20 protein-coding genes are annotated in these 21,121 nt (G+C 76.1%); 1 reads left to right on the top strand and 19 read right to left on the bottom strand.

Going from position 1 to position 21,121, the window contains the following annotated elements; translation table 11 throughout:
* Window positions 1–25: 25 nt before the first annotated feature.
* The 19 genes from K1J50_RS08915 to proC form a co-directional block, all read right to left on the bottom strand.
* Window positions 26–1,246 (bottom strand): MFS transporter, encoded by a 1,221-nt coding sequence (locus tag K1J50_RS08915; RefSeq protein WP_255575110.1) that lies wholly within the window; start codon window positions 1,244–1,246, stop codon window positions 26–28.
* Between the two features lie 94 nt (window positions 1,247–1,340).
* Window positions 1,341–3,002: an AMP-binding protein gene (locus tag K1J50_RS08910; protein ID WP_255575109.1), complete on the bottom strand. Its 1,662-nt coding sequence runs from the start codon at window positions 3,000–3,002 to the stop codon at window positions 1,341–1,343.
* Window positions 3,003–3,629: 627 nt separating this feature from the next.
* Window positions 3,630–4,640: a Tim44 domain-containing protein gene (locus K1J50_RS08905; RefSeq protein WP_220117362.1), complete on the bottom strand. Its 1,011-nt coding sequence runs from the start codon at window positions 4,638–4,640 to the stop codon at window positions 3,630–3,632.
* 174 nt (window positions 4,641–4,814) lie between these two features.
* On the bottom strand, window positions 4,815–5,222 hold the full coding sequence (locus K1J50_RS08900) for a hypothetical protein (RefSeq protein ID WP_220117361.1): 408 nt from the start codon (window positions 5,220–5,222) through the stop codon (window positions 4,815–4,817).
* Window positions 5,223–5,389: 167 nt separating this feature from the next.
* On the bottom strand, window positions 5,390–6,739 hold the full coding sequence (locus K1J50_RS08895; protein ID WP_220117360.1) for a TldD/PmbA family protein: 1,350 nt from the start codon (window positions 6,737–6,739) through the stop codon (window positions 5,390–5,392).
* Window positions 6,736–8,001: a M16 family metallopeptidase gene (locus K1J50_RS08890; RefSeq protein ID WP_220117359.1), complete on the bottom strand. Its 1,266-nt coding sequence runs from the start codon at window positions 7,999–8,001 to the stop codon at window positions 6,736–6,738. The genes K1J50_RS08895 and K1J50_RS08890 overlap by 4 nt, the downstream gene beginning before the upstream one ends.
* A gap of 19 nt (window positions 8,002–8,020) precedes the next feature.
* The gene (thrC, locus tag K1J50_RS08885) at window positions 8,021–9,430 is read right to left on the bottom strand and encodes a threonine synthase (RefSeq protein ID WP_220117358.1); all 1,410 of its coding nucleotides are present in this window, start codon (window positions 9,428–9,430) and stop codon (window positions 8,021–8,023) included.
* A 168-nt stretch (window positions 9,431–9,598) separates the two neighbouring features.
* On the bottom strand, window positions 9,599–11,098 hold the full coding sequence (locus K1J50_RS08880; protein WP_220117357.1) for a carboxypeptidase M32: 1,500 nt from the start codon (window positions 11,096–11,098) through the stop codon (window positions 9,599–9,601).
* A complete protein-coding gene (locus K1J50_RS08875) occupies window positions 11,095–11,847 on the bottom strand; it encodes an SURF1 family protein (RefSeq protein WP_369413560.1) in 753 nt (250 codons plus the stop codon). The genes K1J50_RS08880 and K1J50_RS08875 overlap by 4 nt, the downstream gene beginning before the upstream one ends.
* Window positions 11,844–12,236, bottom strand: a complete 393-nt coding sequence (locus tag K1J50_RS08870; protein WP_220117355.1) for a DUF983 domain-containing protein — start codon at window positions 12,234–12,236, stop codon at window positions 11,844–11,846. The genes K1J50_RS08875 and K1J50_RS08870 overlap by 4 nt, the downstream gene beginning before the upstream one ends.
* A gap of 16 nt (window positions 12,237–12,252) precedes the next feature.
* Entirely contained in the window at window positions 12,253–13,155 is a 903-nt protein-coding gene (locus K1J50_RS08865) for a cytochrome c oxidase subunit 3 (protein WP_220117354.1), read from the bottom strand.
* A gap of 166 nt (window positions 13,156–13,321) precedes the next feature.
* Complete coding sequence (locus K1J50_RS08860; protein WP_220117353.1) at window positions 13,322–13,990, bottom strand: cytochrome c oxidase assembly protein; 669 nt, start codon at window positions 13,988–13,990, stop codon at window positions 13,322–13,324.
* Between the two features lie 14 nt (window positions 13,991–14,004).
* Window positions 14,005–14,145 (bottom strand): hypothetical protein, encoded by a 141-nt coding sequence (locus K1J50_RS08855; protein WP_220117352.1) that lies wholly within the window; start codon window positions 14,143–14,145, stop codon window positions 14,005–14,007.
* Window positions 14,142–15,122, bottom strand: coding sequence for a heme o synthase (locus tag K1J50_RS08850; protein ID WP_220117351.1), 981 nt, complete (start codon window positions 15,120–15,122; stop codon window positions 14,142–14,144). Before K1J50_RS08850 ends, K1J50_RS08855 begins: the two co-directional genes overlap by 4 nt.
* Window positions 15,123–15,149: 27 nt before the next feature.
* On the bottom strand, window positions 15,150–16,745 hold the full coding sequence (ctaD, locus tag K1J50_RS08845) for a cytochrome c oxidase subunit I (RefSeq protein ID WP_220117350.1): 1,596 nt from the start codon (window positions 16,743–16,745) through the stop codon (window positions 15,150–15,152).
* Between the two features lie 29 nt (window positions 16,746–16,774).
* Window positions 16,775–17,740: a cytochrome c oxidase subunit II gene (coxB, locus tag K1J50_RS08840; protein ID WP_255575108.1), complete on the bottom strand. Its 966-nt coding sequence runs from the start codon at window positions 17,738–17,740 to the stop codon at window positions 16,775–16,777.
* A gap of 368 nt (window positions 17,741–18,108) precedes the next feature.
* Entirely contained in the window at window positions 18,109–18,570 is a 462-nt protein-coding gene (locus K1J50_RS08835; RefSeq protein ID WP_220117349.1) for a phasin family protein, read from the bottom strand.
* A 170-nt stretch (window positions 18,571–18,740) separates the two neighbouring features.
* Window positions 18,741–19,364 (bottom strand): TetR family transcriptional regulator, encoded by a 624-nt coding sequence (locus tag K1J50_RS08830; protein ID WP_220117348.1) that lies wholly within the window; start codon window positions 19,362–19,364, stop codon window positions 18,741–18,743.
* 32 nt (window positions 19,365–19,396) lie between these two features.
* Window positions 19,397–20,215, bottom strand: coding sequence for a pyrroline-5-carboxylate reductase (proC, locus tag K1J50_RS08825; protein ID WP_220117347.1), 819 nt, complete (start codon window positions 20,213–20,215; stop codon window positions 19,397–19,399).
* Window positions 20,216–20,437: 222 nt separating this feature from the next.
* On the opposite strand from proC, the gene K1J50_RS08820 reads away from it, so the two are divergent.
* Window positions 20,438–21,121 (top strand): hypothetical protein (locus tag K1J50_RS08820; RefSeq protein WP_456304554.1); only part of this gene is annotated, 684 nt, incomplete at its 3' end.

Raw genomic sequence — 21,121 nt, 5'->3', positions numbered from 1 at the left:
CCCGCCCCGCGGTCCGGCCCCGCCGTCACCGCGCCGCGCCGAGCCGCGGCGCGAGCAGCAGGGCGAGCGGGCAGGCGAGCAGCGCCGCTCCCGCCGCCGCGGCCGCGCCCCAGGCCGGCCCGGCAAGGTCGCCGATCACGCCGTAGAGCACCGGCGACAGCGCGCTCGAGCCGATGGTGCCGGTGTAGAAGAGGGCGAAGGCGCGCTCGATCCGCCCGGCGGGCGCGAGCTCCGGCACCGTGCCGTAGAGCACCGAGGAGGTGCCGTTCAGCAGCGCGCCGAGCAGCGGCAGCGCCGCCAGCGCCGGCGCCGGCGGCAGGGCGAGGACGGCGAGGATCGCCGCCGCGGTGCCGAGCTCGGTGGCGAGCACGGTGGCGAGCACGCCCAGCCGCGCGGCCAGCCAGCCGCAGGCGAACTTGCCCGCGGCGCCGCCGAGGAAGGTCAGCGTCAGGGCGAGGCCGACCAGCGGCAGCCCGGCGCCCTTGGCGGCGAGCAGGAACGGCAGGAAGAGCAGGAAGCCGGCGCGCACGCTGCTGTCGAGCACGCCGATGCCGAGCAGCAGCGCGAAGGCGGCGCCCCGGCCGCGGGCCGGCGCCGCGGCCGGCGGCGCCCGTCCCTCCGCCGCCGCGACGGGCCCGGCACCGGCCGGGACCAGCGCCCGCACGGCGAGGGCGGTGGCGAGCCCGGCCAGGGCAAGCAGCCACAGCGCCTCGCGCCAGGGCATCCGGACCAGCAGCAGCGCGGTCAGCGCCGGCAGCGCCGCCTTGCCGAGATCGCCGGCGAAGTTGTAGGCGCCGAGCGGGCCGCGCGCCGCCGCGCCGTAGGCGCGGGCGACCGCCGCCGCGGCCAGCGGATGCTGGGCGCTGCTCCCCGCGCCGGCCAGCGCCAGCGCCGCCCCGAGCCCGAGCAGGCCGCCCGAGAGGCCGGCGAGCGCGTAGCCGAGCGCGGCGAGCGCCGTTCCCGCCGCCAGCACCCGCCGCCCGCCGCACCGCTCGGCGAGCCGCCCCGCGGCGATCTGCAGCCCGGCCATGGCGGCGGAGTAGAGCCCGCGCAGCGCGGCGAGCGCGCCGTAGCCGAGCCCGAATTCCGCCTGCCAGAGCGGCAGCAGCACGTAGATCAGGTCGGCGTAGCCGTCGTGCAGCGCGTGCGCGAGCCCGGCGCCGGCCAGAGCGCGCCGGGCCTCGCGGCGCGGCAGGGCGGGGGCCGCCGCCGCGCCGGCGTCTTCGCCCGGCCGGGCGCGCGGCAACGGCGCTAGCCCCTCCGCCGGGGCCGGCGCGCGCTCCCCGCCGGGTCCGCCCCTCGGCGACCGGCGCCGGCGCGGGAGATGGCCGGCGCGCCCGTCATCCGCCCCGCACCCGCGCGCGCAGCTCGAACTTCTGGATCTTCCCCGTCGCCGTCTTCGGCAGCGGGCCGAAGGTGACGTATTTCGGCACCTTGAAGCGGGCCAGCCGGCCGCGGCACCAGGCGATGATGTCCTCCGCGCTCACCCGCCCCTCCGCCTCCGGCTTCAGCGTGACGAAGGCGTGCGGCACCTCGCCCCACTTCTCGTCCGGATGCGCCACCACCGCCGCCTCCATCACGTCCGGGTGGCGGTACAGCGCCTCCTCGACCTCGAGCGAGGAGATGTTCTCGCCGCCGGAGATGACGATGTCCTTGGCGCGGTCCTTCACCTCGATGTAGCCGTCCGGGTGCAGCACGCCGAGGTCGCCGGTGCGGAACCAGCCCGCGACGAACACCGACTCGTTGGCCTTCGGGTTGCGCAGGTAGCCCTTCATGATGGTGTTGCCGCGCAGCGCGATCTCGCCGAGGGACGCGCCGTCCGCCGGCACCGGGCGGCCGGTCGCCTGGTCGAGCACCGTCGCGTCCTCGAGCGTCGGCAGCGGCACGCCCTGGCGGGCCATGAAGGCGGCGCGCTCCTCCAGCGGGCGGTCCTCGAGCCCCGGCTGCCAGGCGCAGAGCAGCGAGGGGCCGTAGCTCTCGGTCAGGCCGTAGAGGTGCAGGACGGAGAAGCCCATCGCCTCCATCTTCGCGATCACGGCGGAAGGCGGGGCGGCGCCGCCGGTCGCGACCTTCACGACCTGCGCCGGGCGGCGCTGCACCTCGGCCGGCGCGTGGATCAGCATGGTCAGCACCACCGGCGCGGCGCAGAGATGCGTCACCCCCTCCTCGGCGACCAGGCGGAAGATCGCCGCCGGCTCGACGCGGCGCAGGCAGACATGCACCCCGCCCGCGAGCGTCACCGCCCAGGTGTAGGTCCAGCCGTTGCAGTGGAACATCGGCAGCGTCCAGAGATAGACGCTGCGCGGCGTGAGCTCGAAGGCGAGCGCGTTGCCGCAGGCGTTGAGGTAGGCGCCACGGTGGTGGATCACCACGCCCTTCGGGTCGCCCGTCGTGCCGGAGGTGTAGGAGAGCGAGATCGCCGCCCACTCGTCCGCGAGCGGGCGCGGCGCGAAATCCGGGTCGCCGGAGGCGAGGAATTCCTCGTAGGGCGTGCCGTCGAGCGCGGCGCCGCCCGGCCCGAGCGGATCGTCCACCACGACGACGCGCGGCCGCGGCCCTTCCATCGCGGCGAGCGCGCCGGCGGCGACGGCGGCGTATTCGCGGTCCGCCACGAACACCCGCGCGCCGGAGTGGCGCAGGATGAAGCCGATCGTCGCCGCGTCGAGCCGGGTGTTGATCGGGCACAGCACCGCGCCGGCCATCGGCACGCCGTAATGCGCCTCCAGCATCTCCGGCACGTTCGGCAGCAGCGCGGCGACCGCCTCGCCCGGGCCGACGCCTGCCCGCACCAGGGCGGAGGCCAGGCGGCGCGAGCGTTCGAGCAGCGCCGCATAGGTGATGCGCCGCGGCCCGTGCACCACCCCGACGCGCCCGCCCCAGACGCGGGCGGCGCGGAACAGGAACGAGACGGGCGACAGCGGCACGTGGTTGGCCGCGTTGCGCGGCAGGTCGTCGGCCCCCGGCGTGGACGCCTCCCCCGGCGTCGTCATCGGCTGCTGCATCCCCGGATCTCCCTTCGCCCGGCCATCGCATCCGCCCGCGGATGCGCGGCGTGCCTGGCGCAACCGGACCCGATCGGCGGCGCGGGGGCAAGAGGAGGGGGAGCGGAAGGCGAGGGCCGGACGGAGCCCGCGCCGCGTCACCCCCGGCCCGGCTCGGCCCGCCCCGTGCCGGGCGACGGCGGCCCGGAGACCGGCAGCGCGATCAGCGCCGCGACGCCGGGTCCGCCCGGATGCGGCGCGGGAGTCGGTTCACGCCCCCGGCTCCCCGCAGCCGTCCGCGGTCGCTCGGGGGGCGAGGAGGAGGGCCGTGCCGCGGCGCAGGCTCCCGCCGGGACATGCGCGCGAGAGGCGCCGCCTGATCGGCCGAGGCCCCCGCCCTCCGGCGCGCGGCCCGGCCGGCGCCCGGCACGCCCGCCGGCGCGACCCGCGCGCGGAGGCGAGCCCGCTCGGCTATGCGCGCGGCACCGGCGCCGGCGCGCTGCTTGCCGGCCGGCTCACGCGCCCGGCCGTTCCCGACCATCCGCGCTCCGCCCCAGAGCGGACTGCCGACGTCCGGAAACAGCCGGGAGCGCGAGTTCGTGCGTCAGACAAGGCGCCAAAGCCGTTCCCGCTCGGCTATGCGCGCGCTCAGGCCGGCACCGTCTGCTGGATGGCCGAGATCAGCCACTCCCCGCCGCGCGCGCGGACGAAGGTCCAGATCTCGGTCGCCTCGGTCCGGCGCTCCGGATCGCCCTCCACCACCGCGCCGTCGGAAAGGCGGCGGGTGACGTCCACCATCGAGAAGCGCATCGCCACCCGGGCGTAGTCGCGCCCGTTCTCGCGCCAGGCATCGGCGAGGTCGCCCTGCTCGAGCCGCACGTCGCGGGTCTCGTTGCGCAGGCCGCGGCTGGCGAGTTCGGCGAGGTCGTCGGCGAAGTACTGCACCATCTCAGGGGTGGCGATCCGCTGCAGCGCGGCGAGGTCCTGGCGCGACCAGGCCTCGTTGGCCTCGATCAGCCGGCGCTCGAAGGTGTCGAAGTCGGCCTTCTCGAGCCGGATCGGCTCGCCCCCGTGCGGCGCGGCGGCCGCGCTCATCCCCGCGCCCGCCGGGCCGCCGCCGGCCGCGCCCAGGCCGGGGCCGTGCCCGGTCCGCCCGAGGGCGTGCGGCGGCACGCCGCCCGCCGGCGCCGGCTGCCCGCCCCGCAGGGCGCGGAACAGCCGCAGGCCGAGCCAGACCAGCCCGGCGATCAACGCGATCTGCAGTAGGAAGCCGAGGAACCCGGCGAAGCCATGCATCCCGCCGAACAGGCCGCCGCCGAACAGCAGCCCGCCGAGGCCGGCGCCGATCAGGCCGCCCATCAGCCCGGCCAGGAAGGGCGAGCGGGAGAAGAAGCCGCCGGTCGCGGGCGCCCCCGCGGCGGGCATGCCCGGCCTCGCCGGCGCCGCCAGGCCGGGATTGGCGCGCGAAGGCTCGGTCATGCTGCGCTCCACCGGGCGCGCCGGGCCGGGCGCGGTCTGGGTCGGCGGCGGGGCCGAGTAGGTGCGGCTGCCGGCGCTGCCGGAGGAGCGGCCGCCGCCCACGCGCGCATCCGCCAGCGCGGGGGCGAGGGCGAGCGCGACCGCCGCGGCGGCGGCGAGGAGGGTCGGAAGGCGGCGCATGGCGGCGGGCATCTCCGGCAGGTTACCGTGAACTTGAATATAGGTAAGATTCGGACGGATGGCGACCGCCTTCCGATCCGCTCCGCCTGCGGCAGGGGCGCGCGAGCGCGGCGGCCGCCGCGGCAGGCCGATCCGGCCGGACGCCCCGGCGGACCGGGGAGCGGCACGCCCCGCTCAGCCCCCCAGCGCCGCCAGGGTCCGGCGCTTCTCCTCCTCGTCGAGCGGCACCATCGTCTCCCACACGCCGCGCGCCCACGGCCCCGCGGCGACGATCAGGTCGCGCAGCTCGTCCTCGGCGAGGCTGCCGACATACGCCTCCAGGGCCTCCGCCTCGTCGTCCCAGCCCGCGGCGATGTCCACCACGGTCGCCATCGCCCGCATCGCATGGTCGTCGAGGTCGCCCGGCCGGAACGCCCCGGCCTCGACCAGCTCCGGGATCTGGTGGGCGGCGATAATGGCGAGCGCGGCGGTCTCGCGCGCCGGGGCCGTGGCCTGCTGCCGGCCGGAGGCGAGGGCGGCGATGGCGGCGATCGCCTCGGCGCGCATCCGCGCGAGATCCTTCTTCCATTCCTCGGTCGCCATGGCTGTCCTCCGTGTTCGCCGGCCGGGTGGCGGACGCCTTCCCCGGCCGGAGCCGCTGCGGTCCGCGGCGCGGATCGCGCTCCGCCCCCGCCCCGCCATCCGCCCCCGCCGCGGGCGGGCGCGCGCCGGTCACGCCCCCGGCCGGTTCCCGCCGTCCGCGATCCGCTCTAGGCCCCCGCCAGGGTGAGGCCCTCGACCCGCACCGTCGGCGAGTCCGTCCCCCGCCGGAACACCAGGTCGTTCGCCGGCGTGAGGCGGAGGAGCATGTCCTTGAGGTTGCCGGCGATGGTGAACTCGCTCACCGGCTCGGCCAGCCTGCCGCCGCGGATCATGAAGCCGGCCGCACCGCGGCTGTAGTCGCCGGTCACCATGTTCACGCCCATGCCGATCAGCTCGGTCACGTAGAGCCCCTCGGCGATATCGGCCATCAGCTCGGCCGGGGTCGGCGCGCCGGGGGCGAGCCAGAAGTTGCTCGGCGCCGGCGCCGGCGGGCCGGAGGTGCCGCGGCTCGCATGCCCGGTCGAGGCCATGCCGAGCTGGCGCGCGCTGCGCCAGTCGAGCAGCCAGGTGGTCAGCACGCCGTCCTCGACGACCGCGCGCGGCGCGCCCGCCATGCCCTCGCCGTCGAAGGGGCGCGAGCGCAGGCCGCGGCGGCGCAGCGGATCGTCGCGCACGGCGAGGCCCGGCGCCATCACCCGCTCGCCGAGCCGGTCCTTGAGGAAGGAGGTGCCGCGCGCCACCGCCGCGCCGTTGATCGCGGCCGCGAGGTGGCCGAGCAGCGAGCCCGCCACGCGCTGGTCGAACACCACCGGCAGGCGCGCCGTACGCGGCCGGCGCGGGTTCAGCCGCGCCACCGCGCGCTCGCCGGCGCGGCGGCCGATGGCGGCGGGGTCCTCGAGGTCGGAGAGGTGCACCGCGGTCGCGAAGTCGTAGTCGCGCTCCATCGCCGTGCCCTGCCCGGCGAGCGCGGTGGCGGAGACCGAGTGGCCGGTGCGGACGAAGGCCCCGGCGAAGCCGTTGCTGGCGGCGAGCGCGATCAGGCTGCGCGACCAGCCGGCCTCCGCCCCCTCGCTGTTGGTGACGCCGGGGACGGCGAGCGCCGCCTCCTCGGCCGCGGCGGCGCGGGCGATCAGGTCCTCGGCGGAGGGCTCCGCCGGGTCCTCGAGATCGAGCGCCGCGGCGAGCGCGGGGTCGCCGTCCGGCGCCTCGGGGAGGCCGGCGAAGGGATCCTCCGGCACCGCCCGCGCCATCGCCACCGCGCGCTCGGCGAGCGCGGCGAAGCGCGCGGGCGCGGGGTCGGTGGTGGAGACGATCGCCTGGCGGCGGCCGACGAAGACGCGCAGGCCGAGATCGCAGTCCTCGGCGCGTTCGAGCTGCTCGATCCGGCCGAGCCGGCGCTGCACGGTGAGCGCGCGGCCGGCGACGAGGACCGCATCCGCCGCGTCGGCGCCGGCGCGGCGCGCGGCGGCGACCAGCTCCTGCAGCGTCGCGACGGGGTCGGAGGCGGCCGTTGTCATGCCGCGAGCCTCTCCGCGATCTCCGGCAGCCGCGGCACCCGGCCGCCCGGCCCCATCGCGGCGAGCGTCGGCCGGCCGCGGAAGGCGTGCGCCGCCGCCTCGCGCACCTGCTCGACGGTGACGGCGGCGATCCGCGCCTTGGTCTCCTCGACCGGGATGACGCGGCCATGCACCTGGATCTGGCGGGCGAGCTGCTCGATCCGGCTGCCGGTCGATTCGAGCGACATCAGCAGCGAGGCGCGGAGCTGGGCCTTGGCGCGGACCAGCTCCTCCTCGGTGACGTCGCGCTGGACCTTGCGCAGCTCCTCGAGCGTGGCCGGCATCAGCTCCTCCGCCTCCGCCTCGCCGGTGCCGGCGTAGATGGCGAGCATCCCCGAATCGCGGAACGGCGAGGCGAAGGAGTAGATCGAATAGACCAGCCCGCGCCGCTCGCGGATCTCCTGGAACAGGCGCGAGGACATGCCGCCGCCGAGCAGCGTCGAGAGGAGCTGGGTCGGCCAGTAGAGCGGGTGCCGGTAGGGCACGGCGGGGAAGCCGAGCACGATGTGCACCTGGTCGAGGTCGCGCTCCTCGCGGAACTCGCCGCCCTCGTAGCGCGCGGGCTCGGGCGGCGGCGGCGCGGTCTCGGGCAGGTCGGCGAAGTGGCGGCGCACCAGCTCGACCACCGTCTCGTGCTCGAGCGCGCCGGCGGCGGCGACGACGATCTGCTCCGGCCCGTAGTGGCGGCGCATGTAGTCGAGCAGCGCCGCGCGCGGCATCGCCCGGATCGTCTCCTCGGTGCCCAGCACCGGGCGGCCCATCGGCTGGCCGGGATAGGCGGTGGCCTGGAAGTGGTCGAAGACGATGTCGTCCGGCGTGTCGTTCGCCTGGCCGATCTCCTGCAGGATCACGCCGCGCTCGCGCTCCAGCTCCTCGGGAACGAAGGTGGAGTGGGTGAGGATGTCGCCGAGGATGTCGGCGGCGAGCGGCAGGTCCTCCTTCAGCACCTTGGCGTAGTAGGCGGTCTGCTCGCGCGCGGTGTAGGCGTTGAGGTGGCCGCCGACGGCCTCGATCTCGCGCGCGATGGCGGCGGCGTCGCGCTTCTCCGTGCCCTTGAAGGCCATGTGCTCGAGGAAGTGGGAGACGCCGTTCTCCTCCGGGCGCTCGTTGCGCGTGCCGGCGGCGACGTAGGCGCCGATCGAGACGGTCTCGACGCGCGGCATGCGCTCGGTGACGACGGTCAGGCCGCTGGGCAGGCGGGTGAGGCGGACGGACTCGCTCAAGTCTTCGGCTTTCCTGGTGTCAGGCGGGGTCGTTGCGGAGGGCGTGGGCGCGCACCGCGGCCTCGATCGCGCCGAGATCGGGCGGCAGCACGCGGTAGCGTTCCGTCCTCTCATATAGGTCGGCCAGGCGCGGCGGCAGGGGGGGGCGGCGGCCGGTCGCCCGCTCCACCGCCTCCGGGAACTTGGCCGGGTGGGCGGTGGCGACGGCGACGACCGGGATCGCCGGGTCCTCCGGCGCCCGCGCCCGCGCCGCGGCGACGCCGACGGCGCCGTGCGGGTCGGCGAGGTAGCCGCTTTCCGCCGCAAGGCGCCGGATCTCGGCGAGCGTGCCCGGATCGTCGAGGGCGAAGCCCGCGAACAGCGCCGTCGCCGCGCGCCAGGCCGCCTCCGGCACCGGCATCCGGCCCTCGGCGCGGAAGCGGCGCATCGCCTCGCGCGTCGCCTGCGCGTCGCGGCCGAGCAGCTCGAACAGCAGCCGCTCGAAGTTGCTCGAAACCTGGATGTCCATCGAGGGCGAGAGCGAAGGCTCGACCGGGCGCACCGACATGTCGTTGGCGGCGAGGAAGCGGGCGAGGATGTCGTTGCGGTTGGACCCCACGATCAGCCGCGCCACCGGCAGCCCCATCCGCCGCGCCGCCCAGGCCGCCAGCACGTTGCCGAAATTGCCGGTCGGCACGCTGAACGCCACCTCCCGGTCGGGCGCGCCGAGGGCGAGGGCGGCGGCCGCGTAGTAGGGGATCTGCGCGGCGATGCGCGCCCAGTTGATGGAGTTCACCGCGGCGAGGCGCAGCTCGCGCCGGAACGGCGCGTCGGCGAACATCGCCTTCACCAGGTCCTGGCAGTCGTCGAAGCTGCCCTCGACCGCGATGTTCAGCACGTTCGGCGCGAGCACCGTGGTCATCTGGCGCCGCTGCACCTCCGAGGTGCGGCCCCGCGGGTGGAGGATCACGATGTCCACCGCCGCGCGGTCGCGGCAGGCCTCGATCGCCGCCGATCCGGTGTCGCCCGAGGTGGCGCCGACGATGGTGATGCGCTCGCCGCGGCGCGCCAGCACGTGGTCGAACAGCCGCCCGAGGAGCTGCAGCGCCATGTCCTTGAAGGCGAGGGTCGGGCCGTGGAACAGCTCGAGGGCGAAGGTGCGGTGGTCGAGCTGCACGAGCGGCGCCACCGCGGCGTGGCCGAAGCCCGCATAGGCCTCGCGCGCCATCGCGGCGAGCGCCGCGAAGGAGAGGGAGGCGCCGCAGAAGGGATGGATCAGCCGCGCCGCCAGCTCGGCATAGGGCAGGCCGCGCAGGGCGCGCCATTCGGCCGCCGAGAGCACGGGCCAGGACTCGGGGACGAACAGCCCGCCGTCCTCGGCGAGGCCGGCGAGCAGCACGCCCTCGAAGTCGCGCGGGGCGGCCTCGCCGCGGGTCGAGACATAGCGCATGGCGGGGCACAGTAGGGGCCGCGCCGGCGCCGGGGAAGCGGGCCGCCCCGCGGGCGGATCGCGGAGGGCGGGCGCCGGAGGCGCGAAGCCGCTCCGCAGGCGTCCGGTCCGGCGCCGCCGCGGCGTGCCGCCTGGCCGCCGCCCGGCGCCCGGCCGGCGCGGCCGCGATCAGCCCTCGGCGAGATAGCGGGCGCGCAGATGGGCGAGGAAGTCCTCCGGGTCGAGCGGCTTGCCGGTCGCCGCCCGGAGCAGGTCCTGGAAGCCGAGCCGCGCCCCCTCGCCATGCACCCTCGCGCGCAGCCAGGCGAGCAGCGGCCCGAACGCGCCCCGCGCCAGGGCGGCGTCGAGCTCCGCCAGCTCGCGCCGCGCCGCGCGCATGAGCTGCGCCGCCGCCATGGCGCCGAGCGTGTAGCTCGGGAAGTAGCCGAAGGCGCCGTCGTACCAGTGGATGTCCTGCAGGCAGCCGCGCGCATCGTCCGGCGGCGTCAGGCCGAGCAGCGCGGCGAAGCCCTCGTTCCACGCCCCCGGCAGGTCGGCGACGGCGAGCTCGCCGGCGATCAGCGCCCGCTCCAGGCGGAAGCGCAGGATCACATGCGCGGGGTAGGTCAGCTCGTCGGCGTCCACCCGGACGAAGCCGCGCTCCACCCGCCGCCACAGCCGCGCCAGGTTCTCCGGCGCATAGGGGGCGGGATCGCCGCCGAAGGCCGCGTGCAGCTCCGGCCCGAGGAAGGCGAGGAAGGCGTCGGAGCGGCAGGCCTGCATCTCGACCAGCAGGCTCTGCGATTCGTGCACCGCCATCCCCGCCGCCTCGCCCACCGGCTGGCGCGCCCAGGCCTCCGGCAGGCCGCGCTCGTAGAGCGCATGGCCGGTCTCATGCACCACGCCGAGCAGCGCCTTGGCGAAATTGGCCTCGTCGTAGAAGGTGGTGAGGCGCACGTCGCTCGGGATCCCGCCGCAGAAGGGGTGCAGCGACTCGTCGAGCCGGGCGTGTGTGAAGTCGAGGCCGAGCCGCTCCGCCAGCCGCCGGCACAGCGCCCGCTGGACGGCGACCGGGAACGGCCCGCGCGGCGGAACGGGCGCCGGGCGCGCCGCCTGCAGCGCCTCGGCGCGCGGCAGCGCCTCGCGCAGGAAGGCCTCGTAGCGGGCGAAGATCGGCGCGACCTCGGCGGCGGTGACGCCGCGCTGGTAGCCGTCCATCAGCGCGTCGTAGGGATCGAGGCCGAGCGCGGCGGAGAGCGCCTGCGCCGTCTCGCGCTGCAGCCGCACCACCTCCGCGAGGTGCGGGCGCACCAGGGCGAAGTCGGCGCGCGCCTTGGCCTCGCGCCAGACCTTCTCGCAGGCGGAATTGGCCCGCGCCGTGGCCTCGACCAGCGCGGTCGGCAGCGCGGTGGCGCGCGCATGGGCGCGGCGCATCAGCGCCAGGTTGGCCTCGTCCCACGCGCCCTGCGCCTCGGCGGCGGCGAGGTCCTCGGCGACCTCCGGCGCGGTCAGCAGCTCGTGCGCGAGGCCGGCGATCACCGCGAGCTGCTCGCCGCGCGCCGCGGCGCCGCCCGGCGGCATCATCGCGCTCGCGTCCCAGTGCAGCATCGCAGCCGCCTCGCCGAGCGTGGCGATGCGGGCGAAGCGGGCCTTCAGGCGGGCGTAGGCGGCGGCGCGGGGGCTCTTCATGCGGCGCGGGACTCCTTCCGGCGGGCCCAGGCGAGAAAGACGAGGACCAGCGCCAGGGCCAGTCCGTACCAGGTGACGGCGTAGCCGAGATGCGGATTGTCCGGGCGCGGCAGGGCGGCGGCCGGGATCGGCAGCGTCTCGCCGCCCGCGCCGTCGGCGAGCGCGACCACGCCGAAGGGCTCGACCGCGGGCAGGCCGAGCACGGCGCCGATCGCCGCCGGATCGAAGGTGAAGAAGCGCCGGCGCGCCGGGTCGTCCGCCGCGGCGAGCCAGTCGCGCGCCTGGGCGGGGCGGACATAGCCGACCACGGTCGCCTCGCCCTCCGGCCGCGCGATGCGCGCCGCCGGGTCCGGCGCGGCGCCGTCCGGGGCGAGCGGCACCCAGCCGCGGTCCACGAGCAGCGCCGGGCCGCCCGCCGCGCGCTGCAGCGGGGTGAGCAGGCGCGCGCCCAGCCGGCCGCCGCGGACCTCGGCGCCGAGCAGCGCCGCGCGGTCGTGGAGGAAGCGTCCGCGGACGCTGACCTTGGCGTAGGGCTCGGGCGGGGAGGCGAGCGTCTCGAGCGGCACGGCCGGCGCCGCCGCGGCCGCGTCGAGGCGCGCGAGCAGCGCCGTCTTCCAGGCCAGCCGCTGCAGCTGCCAGGTGCCGAGCGCGACCAGCGCCAGCAGCACCGGCAGCCCGGCGAGCGCGGCAAGCAGCACGCCGCGCCGGGGCGGGCGCGCCGCCGGCAGGCCGCCCTCCGCCCCGCTCACACCCCCTCGGCGGAGCGGCGATGGCGCCATTGCAGCGCGATCAGCGCCGCCTTGGCGACGCGCATGGTCAGCACCGAGAGCGGCAGCACCAGGGCCGGCCACAGCACCGCATGCAGCCAGAGCGGCGGCTCGTAGCGGAATTCCACGACGAAGGCGGCGAGCATGGCGAGCGCGCCGACCACGAAGATCGCCGCCACCGCCGGCCCGTCGCCCGCGTCCTGCGCGCGCAGGTCGAGCCCGCAGACGGCGCAGCGCTCGCGCACCGCGAGCAGCCCCTCGAACAGCGCGCCGCGCCCGCAGCGCGGGCAGCGGCCGAGCAGCGCCGCCGTGGAAAGCGGCGCGGCCCCGCCAGGGTCCGGCGGGGCCGCGGGAGGGACGGCGCCGGGCATCCCGCCCCGAGGGGCCTCAGTGCTGGGCAATCTCGCCCGCGCCCCACCAGTAGATGCCGGTGAACAGGAACAGCCAGACCACGTCCACGAAGTGCCAGTACCAGGCCGCGGCCTCGAAGCCGAAGTGCCGGCGCGGCGTGAAGTCGCCGCGGATGGCGCGCACCAGGTTCACCAGCAGGAAGCAGGTGCCGACGATGACGTGGAAGCCGTGGAAGCCGGTGGCGAGGAAGAACACCGAGGGATACACGCCGCCGTTGTAGAACTTGAACGGCGCGTGCGCGTACTCGTAGGCCTGGAAGCCGGTGAAGGTCAGCCCGAGCAGCACGGTCAGCGCCAGGCCGTTGATCAGCCCCCTGCGGTCGTTCTCGAGCAGCGCGTGGTGCGCCCAGGTGACGGTGGTGCCCGAGAGCAGCAGGATCAGCGTGTTGAGGAACGGCAGGTCGAAGGGATCGAAGGTCCTGATCCCCGGCGGCGGCCAGGTCGCGGCCTCGGCGCCGGAGACGTGCTCGGGGAACAGCGCGTAGTGGAAATAGGCCCAGAAGAAGGCGACGAAGAACATCACCTCCGAGGCGATGAACAGCGCCATGCCGTAGCGCAGGCCGATGCGCACCACCGGGGTGTGCAGGCCGGGCGTCTTGGCCTCGCGGATCACGTCGCGCCACCACAGCGCCATCACGGCGAGGGTCGCGGCGAGGCCGACCAGCAGCAGCCAGATCTGGCCGTAGTGGCCGAGCAGGATGAAGCCGCCGACCAGCAGCCCGCCGGCGAAGGCGCCGAGGATCGGCCAGGGCGACGGGTCCACCAGGTGGTAGGGGTGCTTGTGCGGCGGCGGCGCCTCGTACTCGTCGGCGGCCACGCTCGTCGCCGGGCCGTGGGTTGCCGGCAGGGAGGTGGCGGTGGTCGCGGCAGTGCTGGCCATGGTCTGTCCTGGTCTCAGGCGGCGGGGCGCCGCTGGCATCGGGCCGCTGCCCGACCGCGCCGCGGCGACGGGTTGTGCTGAACGGTCGGGCGCATCAATGCCGAAAAGCCGGCCTCGATCAAGCCCGGGCGGGCACGCGGCGGGGCAAGGAGCGGCGCGGGGCGCATCAGTTCGCCCCCGTCCCGCCCGGCACGGTGGCGGCGGCGCCGGCGGGCGCGGCGCGGCGGCCGACATGCGGCCCGGCGCTCGCCAGCGTCCCGGCGCGTTCGGCGTCGGAGAGGCTGCGGAAGAAGCTGTAGTGGATGGTGATGGTGCGCACCTCCCGCGTCGCCGGATCCTCGGCGAGACGCGGGTCCACCCAGAAGGAGAGCGGCATCTCCACCTCCTGGCCGGGGGCGAGGGTCTGCTCCTCGAAGCAGAAGCAGGCGGTCTTGTGGAAGTAGCGTCCGGCCTTCTCCGGCGTGACGTTGTACACCGCGACGCCGGTGACCGGCCGGTCGGCGAGGTTGCGGGCGGTGTAGAAGGCGAGCGCCTCCTCGCCCACGCGCAGCCGCATCGGCCCCTGCGCCGGCGCGAAGCGCCAGGGGAGGTCGGGGTGGGTGGCGGCGGCGAAGCGCACGGTGACCACCGCCTCGCCGACGCGGTCCGGCCCGGCGCCGGCGGAGATCGCCGGCGTGCCGCCATAGCCGGTGACCTGGCAGAACAGCCGGTAGAGCGGCACGGCGGCGAAGGAGAGGCCGACCATCCCGAACACCACCGCGAAGGCGCCGGCGGCGAGGCGGCGGTTGCGGCGGGCGAGGTCGGCGGCGGGGGGGCGCGGCGGGTGCGGCGGCATGGCGCGGCGATGCCTCAGCCGAGGCCGTCGGCGCGCGAGAGGCGCGCCATGCTGATCAGGTAGAACAGCACGACCAGGGCGAGCAGCGCGACGAGGAGCGCGATGTTGCGCCCGCGCCGCCGCCGCTCGAACGCCTGCCGCTCCTCCGGCGTCATCCGGCGCCTCCGCCGAGGACCAGCCGGTCGGCGGCGAGCGCGGCGAACAGCGCGGCGAGGTAGAGCAGCGAGTAGCGGAAGCAGCGCCGCGCCGGCGCGTCGCCGGTGAGGCTGCGCCCCTCCGCGTCCTGCGCGTCGCGCAGCACGCGCCAGGCGTGGCGCAGGAAGCCGGCGCCGAGCAGCGCCGCCGCGCCGGCATAGGCCGGCCCGGCGAGGCCGACCGCCCAGGGCGCGAGGCCGAGCGGGGCGAGTAGCGCGGTGTAGAGCAGGATCTGCCGCCGCGTCTCGCGCGCCCCGGCCACCACCGGCAGCATCGGCACGCCCGCGCGCGCGTAGTCCTGGTGCGCGAACAGCGACAGCGCCCAGAAGTGCGGCGGCGTCCAGGCGAAGATGATGGCGAAGAGCAGCAGCGGCTCGAGCCCGACCGCGCCGGTCGCGGCGGCCCAGCCGATCACCGGCGGGAAGGCGCCGGCGGCGCCGCCGATGACGATGTTCTGCGGCGTGCGCCGCTTCAGCCACATCGTGTAGACGAAGACGTAGAAGGCGATCGAGAGCGCGAGCACCCCGGCGGCGAGCCAGTTGGTCGCGAGCGCCATCACCGCCACCGCCGCCACCGCGAGCGTCACGCCGAAGCCGAGCGCGGCGCGCGGCGCGATGCGCCCGGCGGGGATCGGCCGGCCCGCGGTGCGGCGCATCAGCGCGTCGATGTCGCGGTCGTACCACATGTTGATCGCGCCCGCCGCGCCGGCGCCGACCGCGATGCAGAGGATCGCGGCGAGCGCGAGCGCGGGATGCGGCCGCGCCGGCGCGACCAGCAGCCCGACCAGCCCGGTGAAGACGACGAGCGACATCACGCGCGGCTTGAGCAGCGCGATCCAGTCGCGGACCTCGGACAGGTCCGCCGCCGTGCCGGGCCCGGAAAGCGGAAGGGGGGCGCCGCTGCCCCCCTTCGCCGGGCCGATGGCGCTCTCGCTCATCGCCGTGCGGCTCCCTCCGGCGCGCGCTCAGCGCACGCGCGGCAGCTCCTCGAAGGTGTGGAAGGGCGGCGGGCTGCTCACCTGCCACTCCAGCGTGGTCGCGCCCGCGCCCCAGTAGTTCTCCGCCACCCGCTCGCCGGCGGCGAAGGTGCGGTACACCACGTAGAGGAACACCGCGACCGAGATCATCGAGATGATCGAGCCGACCGAGGAGACGAAGTTCCAGCCCCAGAAGGCGTCCGGATAGTCCGGGTAGCGCCGCGGCATGCCCTGGGCGCCGAGGAAGTGCTGAGGGAAGAAGGTGAGGTTGGCGCCGATGAAGGCGAGCCAGAAGTGCACCTTGCCCCAGAACTCCGGGTACTGGCGGCCGCTCATCTTGCCGATCCAGTAGTAGAAGCCGCAGAACATGGCGAACACGGCGCCGAGGCTCAGCACGTAGTGGAAGTGCGCCACGACGTAGTAGGTGTTGTGCAGGATCTGGTCGAGGCCGGCGTTCGCCAGCACCACGCCGGTCACGCCGCCGATGGTGAACAGGAAGATGAAGCCGATCGCCCACAGCATCGGCACGCGCAGCTCGAGCGAGCCGCCCCACATGGTGGCGATCCAGGAGAAGATCTTGATCCCCGTGGGCACGGCGATGACCATGGTCGCGGCCATGAAGTAGGCGCGCGTGTCCACCCCGATGCCCGAGGTGAACATGTGGTGCGCCCAGACGATGAAGCCGACGAAGCCGATCGCCACCATCGCGTAGGCCATGCCGAGGTAGCCGAACACCGGCTTCTTGGAGAAGGTCGAGACGACGTGGCTGATGATCCCGAAGGCCGGCAGGATCATGATGTACACTTCGGGATGGCCGAAGAACCAGAACAGGTGCTGGAACAGCACCGGGTCGCCGCCGCCCTCGGGCTTGAAGAAGGCGGTGCCGAACATGCGGTCCGTCAGCAGCATGGTGATGGCGCCGGCGAGCACGGGCACGGCGAGCAGCAGCAGGAACGCCGTCACCAGGATGGACCACACGAAGAGGGGCATCTTGTGCAGCGTCATCCCCGGCGCGCGCATGTTGAAGATCGTGGTGATGAAGTTGGCCGCGCCCAGGATCGAGCTCGCGCCGGCGAGGTGGAGCGAGAACAGCGCCATGTCCATCGCCGGGCTCGGGTGGTACTGGCCGGAGGACAGCGGCGGGTAGATGGTCCAGCCGGCGCCCGGCCCCTCGCCCACGAACAGGCTGGCACCGAGCAGCAGGAAGGACGGCACCAGCAGCCAGAAGCTGATGTTGTTCATGCGCGGGAAGGCCATGTCCGGCGCGCCGATCATGATCGGCACGAACCAGTTGCCGAAGCCGCCGATCAGCGCCGGCATGACCACGAAGAACACCATGATCAGCCCGTGGGCGGAGACGAAGGCGTTCCACACCTGCCCGTCGGGGAAGATCTGCAGCCCGGGGTGCTGCAGCTCGAAGCGCATCGCCCAGGAGATCGCCCCGCCGATCAGCGCGGCGACGATCGAGAAGGCGATGTAGAGGGTGCCGATGTCCTTGTGGTTGGTCGAGAACAGCCACCGCGCCACGAAGCCGGGCTTGTGGTCGTGGTGGTCGCCGTGATGCGCGTGGGTCGCGGTCGCCATGATGCCTCTTTCCCCTCGGGCCGCCGGGACTACCGGCGGACCTCCGCGGTCTGCCGGTTCGTCGGCGCGCCGGGCGCGCCCTCCGCCACCGCCGCGCCCGGCGCCCCGCCCGGCGGCAGGCCCAGCGCGGCGCGCGCCCGCGCCCGCTCAAGCCAAGCCCGGAACTCGCGCTCCGGCACGGCATGCACCTCGATCGGCATGAACCAGTGGTTCGTGCCGCAGATCTGGTTGCACTGGCCGTAATAGACGCCCGGCCGGTCGGCGCGGAACCAGGTCTCCAGCGTGCGGCCCGGGATCGTGTACTTCTGCACGCCGAGCGAGGGCACGAAGAAGGAGTGGATCACGTCCTGGCCCGTGGTCAGGACCCGCACCGTCTGGCCGACCGGGATCACCAGCGGCTCGTCCACCGAGAGGTTGCGGATCTGGCCCGGCTTCAGCTCGTCGGCGGGAACCGGCCGGCTGTCGAAGGCGAGGTTGCCGTGGTCGGGGTACTCGTAGTGCCAGTACCACTGCCGCCCCTGCACGTTCACCGTCAGGTCGGCCTCCCGCGCCCGGTCCTGGTAGTACACGAGGCGGAAGGACGGGATCGCGATCACGATCAGGATCAGCACCGGGATCACCGTCCAGGCGATCTCGAGCGCCGTGTTGTGGCTGGTCTTCGACGGCGTCGGGTTCACCTTGGCGCGGTAGCGCCAGATGCACCAGGCGAGCAGCAGCGTCACGAAGATGCTGATCGCGATGATGATCGCGAGGACCATCGTGTTCAGCTCGGCGATCGCCGCCTTCACCGGCCCGCCCGAGGGCTGCAGCCCGATGCCCCAGGGCACCGGCGCGCCGATGCCCGACGCCGGCTCGGCCCCGCCCGCGGAGGACGCCTGCGCCAGCGCCGCCCCCGTGGCGACCAGCCCCATCGCGATACCCGCGGCAAGACGCGCGCCGATGCGCCGCAGCCCCGCCGCCCCCGGGCGCCATCCGCCCTCGTTGGAAAGCCGCATCCCGTGTCCCGTCGTCGTCGTCCGCACCCGTCCGAACCGCGTCGCGGCGGTCCCGCGCCCCGTGCGTGCTCCCGCGCCCGCGTCCGATCCCGCTCAAGGGGGGCCGCCGCGCCCGGCCGGCCCGCGCCGTGCGCCCGGCCCCGACCGGCGATGGGGCGGCCCGCGCGGCGCGCGGGGACCATAGTCGCGCCTCCGCGGCGCGGCAAGCCGGGCCGTAGCCCCCAACGGCCGGAGCCGAGAGGCCGGACGACCGACCTGGGCGTCCCGCCTCCCCCTCGGGAGAAGACATGCCGGGTCGGCCGGCACGGCCCGGGCAGACGCGCCGCCGCGGCCGGGCCCGCCCGCGCCGCACCCCGGCGGGCCGCGCCTCAGCCGGTCTTCTTCGCCTCGGCCTTCTTCAACATCTCCTTCACCTCGTCCATCGCCTCGGCGAAACGCCGGTTGAGCAGGGCCAGCGCCTCGGCATTGGACTTCTGGATCAGGTCGGCGATCTCCTTCAGATTAGCCACCGCGTGCTCGTAGGCGGCCTTGAGCAGCTCGGCCTGCTTCGCCGCGCGCGCCTGCGGCGAATCGCCGGCGGAGGCGAGGGCGCGCATCGCCTCGGTCATCTCCGTCATCGCCTGCTGGAGGATCTCCATGTGCCGGCGCGCCACGGCCTGCGCGCCCTCGAGCGCCACGCGGTTGGCTGCCGAGAGGGCCTCGAGGTTGCGCCGCTGCGCCTTGGCCAGCGCCTCGAGGTCCGGCATGGGGGGCAGCCGGAACTCGGCGAGCAGGCGAAGCAGGTCCGTCTCGGGCCGGGAACCGGAGGAACCGGAGGAACCGGAGGGCATGGGCGGCTCCCTTCTCTCTGGCCGACGGCGGCCGGGCGAGGCCGCCCCGCCGGCCGGAACGGCCGCGATTCTAGACCCGCGGCCGCGGGCCGCGGAAGCGCCGCCCCGCCGCCCCGCCGATGCCGGCACCCCCGGACGGGTCACGCCCGCGCGAGCGCCCCGGCGCGGCCTCAGCCGGCGCCGGCCTCCTCCGGCCCCTCCGCGCCGAGGTCGAGGCGGCGGGCCAGCCATTCGGCCCGGTCGAGCAGGCGGTCCAGCGCCGCCATGGTGCGCCCGAGATCCTCGCTCGGGTCCCGCTCCCAGGCGCGCAGCGCGGCGAGCCACAGCCCGGCCAGCCCCTGCGCGCGCACCAGGCCGGCGGCACCGGCGGCGCCGATCTCCGCCGCCTCCAGCATCCACGCCATCGAGACGACGAGGCCGGGCGCCAGCGCGAGGGCGAGCAGCGGATCGCGCCCGAGGTCGTGCAGCAGCCGCAGCACGCCGGGGCGGTGCGGCTGCAGCGCGTCGAAGCGGCGCATCAGCACGTCGAACAGCCGGTCGCGCGCGCTGCCGCCCTGGCCGGCCAGGGTGCCGCGCAGCACCTCCCGGTCGGTCAGGCGCAGGTGCAGGCGCAGCGCGTGCAGGGGCGTGGGCAGCGCCGCGCGCAGGTCGGCGAGCGGCAGGCCGCTCTCGGCGGCGAGCCGGCGCATGGTGAGCCCGTGCCAGCCCTGCGCGGCGACCGCGCGCCAGAAGGCGGCGTGCAGCCGCGCCTCCGCATCGTGCGGAAGGCCGGTGGAGGAGGCGGTGGCGCTCATCGGCGTCCCCGCGATGCCCGCGGCCGGGCCGCCTAGCCCGCCAGCTCGCGCGCCCGCGCGGTGGCCGCGGCGATGGCGCGCGACATCAGCGCCGGCCAGGCGTCGGGCGCCATCAGCACGGCGAGGGCCCGCTCGGTCGTGCCCTTCGGGCTGGTCACGGCGCGGCGCAGCTCCGCCGCCTCCTCGTCGCTCGCGGCGAGCAGCGCGCCGGCGCCGCTGACCGTGGCCCGCACCATGCGCCGGGCGAGGTCGCGCGGGATGCCCTGCTCGACGGCGGCCGCCTCCATCACCTCGGCGAGCAGGAAGACATAGGCCGGACCGCCGCCGGAGACGGCGGTGACGGGATCGAGCAGCTCCTCCTTCCCCACCCAGGCGACCTCGCCGACCGCCGCGAGCAGCGCGCCGCACAGCGCGCGCTGCGCGGCGGTAACGCCGGGCCCGGCGCAGGCCACCGTGAAGCCCCGGCGGATCGCCGCGGGCGTGTTGGGCATGGCGCGCACGACGGCGGCGTCCTCGCCCACGCCGCGGCGGATCGCCGCCACCGTGCGCCCGGCCATGATCGAGAGGAACACCGTGTCCGGGCCGGCGAAGCGGGCGTAGGCAGGCAGGGCGGCGTCGGCCTCCTGCGGCTTGATCGCCAGCACCACGGCGGCCGGGGTGAAGCCGGCGGGGATCGCCTCGGGCGTGGCGACGACCCGGACCACCGGATCCCCGGCGAAGGCGGCGGCGGCCGGCCCGTGCGGCTCGACCACCACGGCGCGGGAGAGGCCGCGCTCCAGCCAGCCGGACAGCATCGCGCCGCCCATCTTGCCGCAGCCGACGAGGAGCACGGGGGGAAGGGGCTCGGTCATGGCCGCAACGTCGCGCGGGGCGCGCGCGGATGCAAGGCGGCGATGCCCCCGAGGCGGGCGGCCGCGGCCCGCGGCCGGCGCGGCGCGGCAGGCGGAACCGGCCGTTGCCGGCGCGGAATCCCCGCCTCCGCCGCTGTCATGCCCGGCCGGCGTCCCCTGTTCTCATCCTCCGGCCGGCGCCCGGGCGGACCGCGGGCGCCGCCGGACCGGAGAGGCGGACACGTGGCGGCGCAGGACCGCGGATCATCCCCGACGGAGGGTGCGCCCGGCGCGGCCGGCCCGCCCTGCGACGCCGCCGCGGCCGGGTGCGACGCCGTCGAGGTCAGCCTGGACCTCGCCCGCCTGATCTCGGCCTTCGGCCCCGACCTGCTCCTCCAGGTCCCCCGCCGCATCCGCGGCGCCCGCAACACGCTGACCGGGCGCGCGCTGATCTCCCTCCACGCCGCCCGCGCGCCCGGCTTCCTCGCCGAGCTGCCGACCGCCGACCTGCTGCGGCACATCGCCTTCCGCGTCGAGGGCGCGCGCGAGCAGGCCTTCCTCGACGCCGTGCGCGGCATCGTGCGCGCGGTGCTGCTCGAGCCGCAGGGCGGCGCGGCAACGCCGCCCCGCCGCGGGCGGAGCCGCCGCCGGCCTGAGCCCGCCCGGCGGACGCCGGCGCCGGAGTCGCCGCGGCCGGCGCGCCCGGGCGGAGAGGGCGCCAGGGCGTCGCGCGGGCGGCCGGAGGCGGCGGGAACGGGCAGCGCCCGGCCGCCCCCCGCGCGGGCCTCCAGCGCGGGCGCGGCCGCGCCGCGGGCGGCCCGCAGCGCGAGCGGATCGCGGACGGCGGGAAACCGGCGGGAGCGTGAATTCGGTCGGCAGGCGCCGCGCCGGAGCCGTCGCCGCAAGCGCCGTCGCTGCAGCGGCTCG

Source organism: Caldovatus aquaticus, from assembly GCF_019458025.1.
In the GTDB taxonomy this organism is placed as follows: domain Bacteria; phylum Pseudomonadota; class Alphaproteobacteria; order Acetobacterales; family Acetobacteraceae; genus Caldovatus; species Caldovatus aquaticus.
Note: the sequence above shows the minus strand (reverse complement) of the source record. Positions and strands in the feature narration are given on the sequence as shown.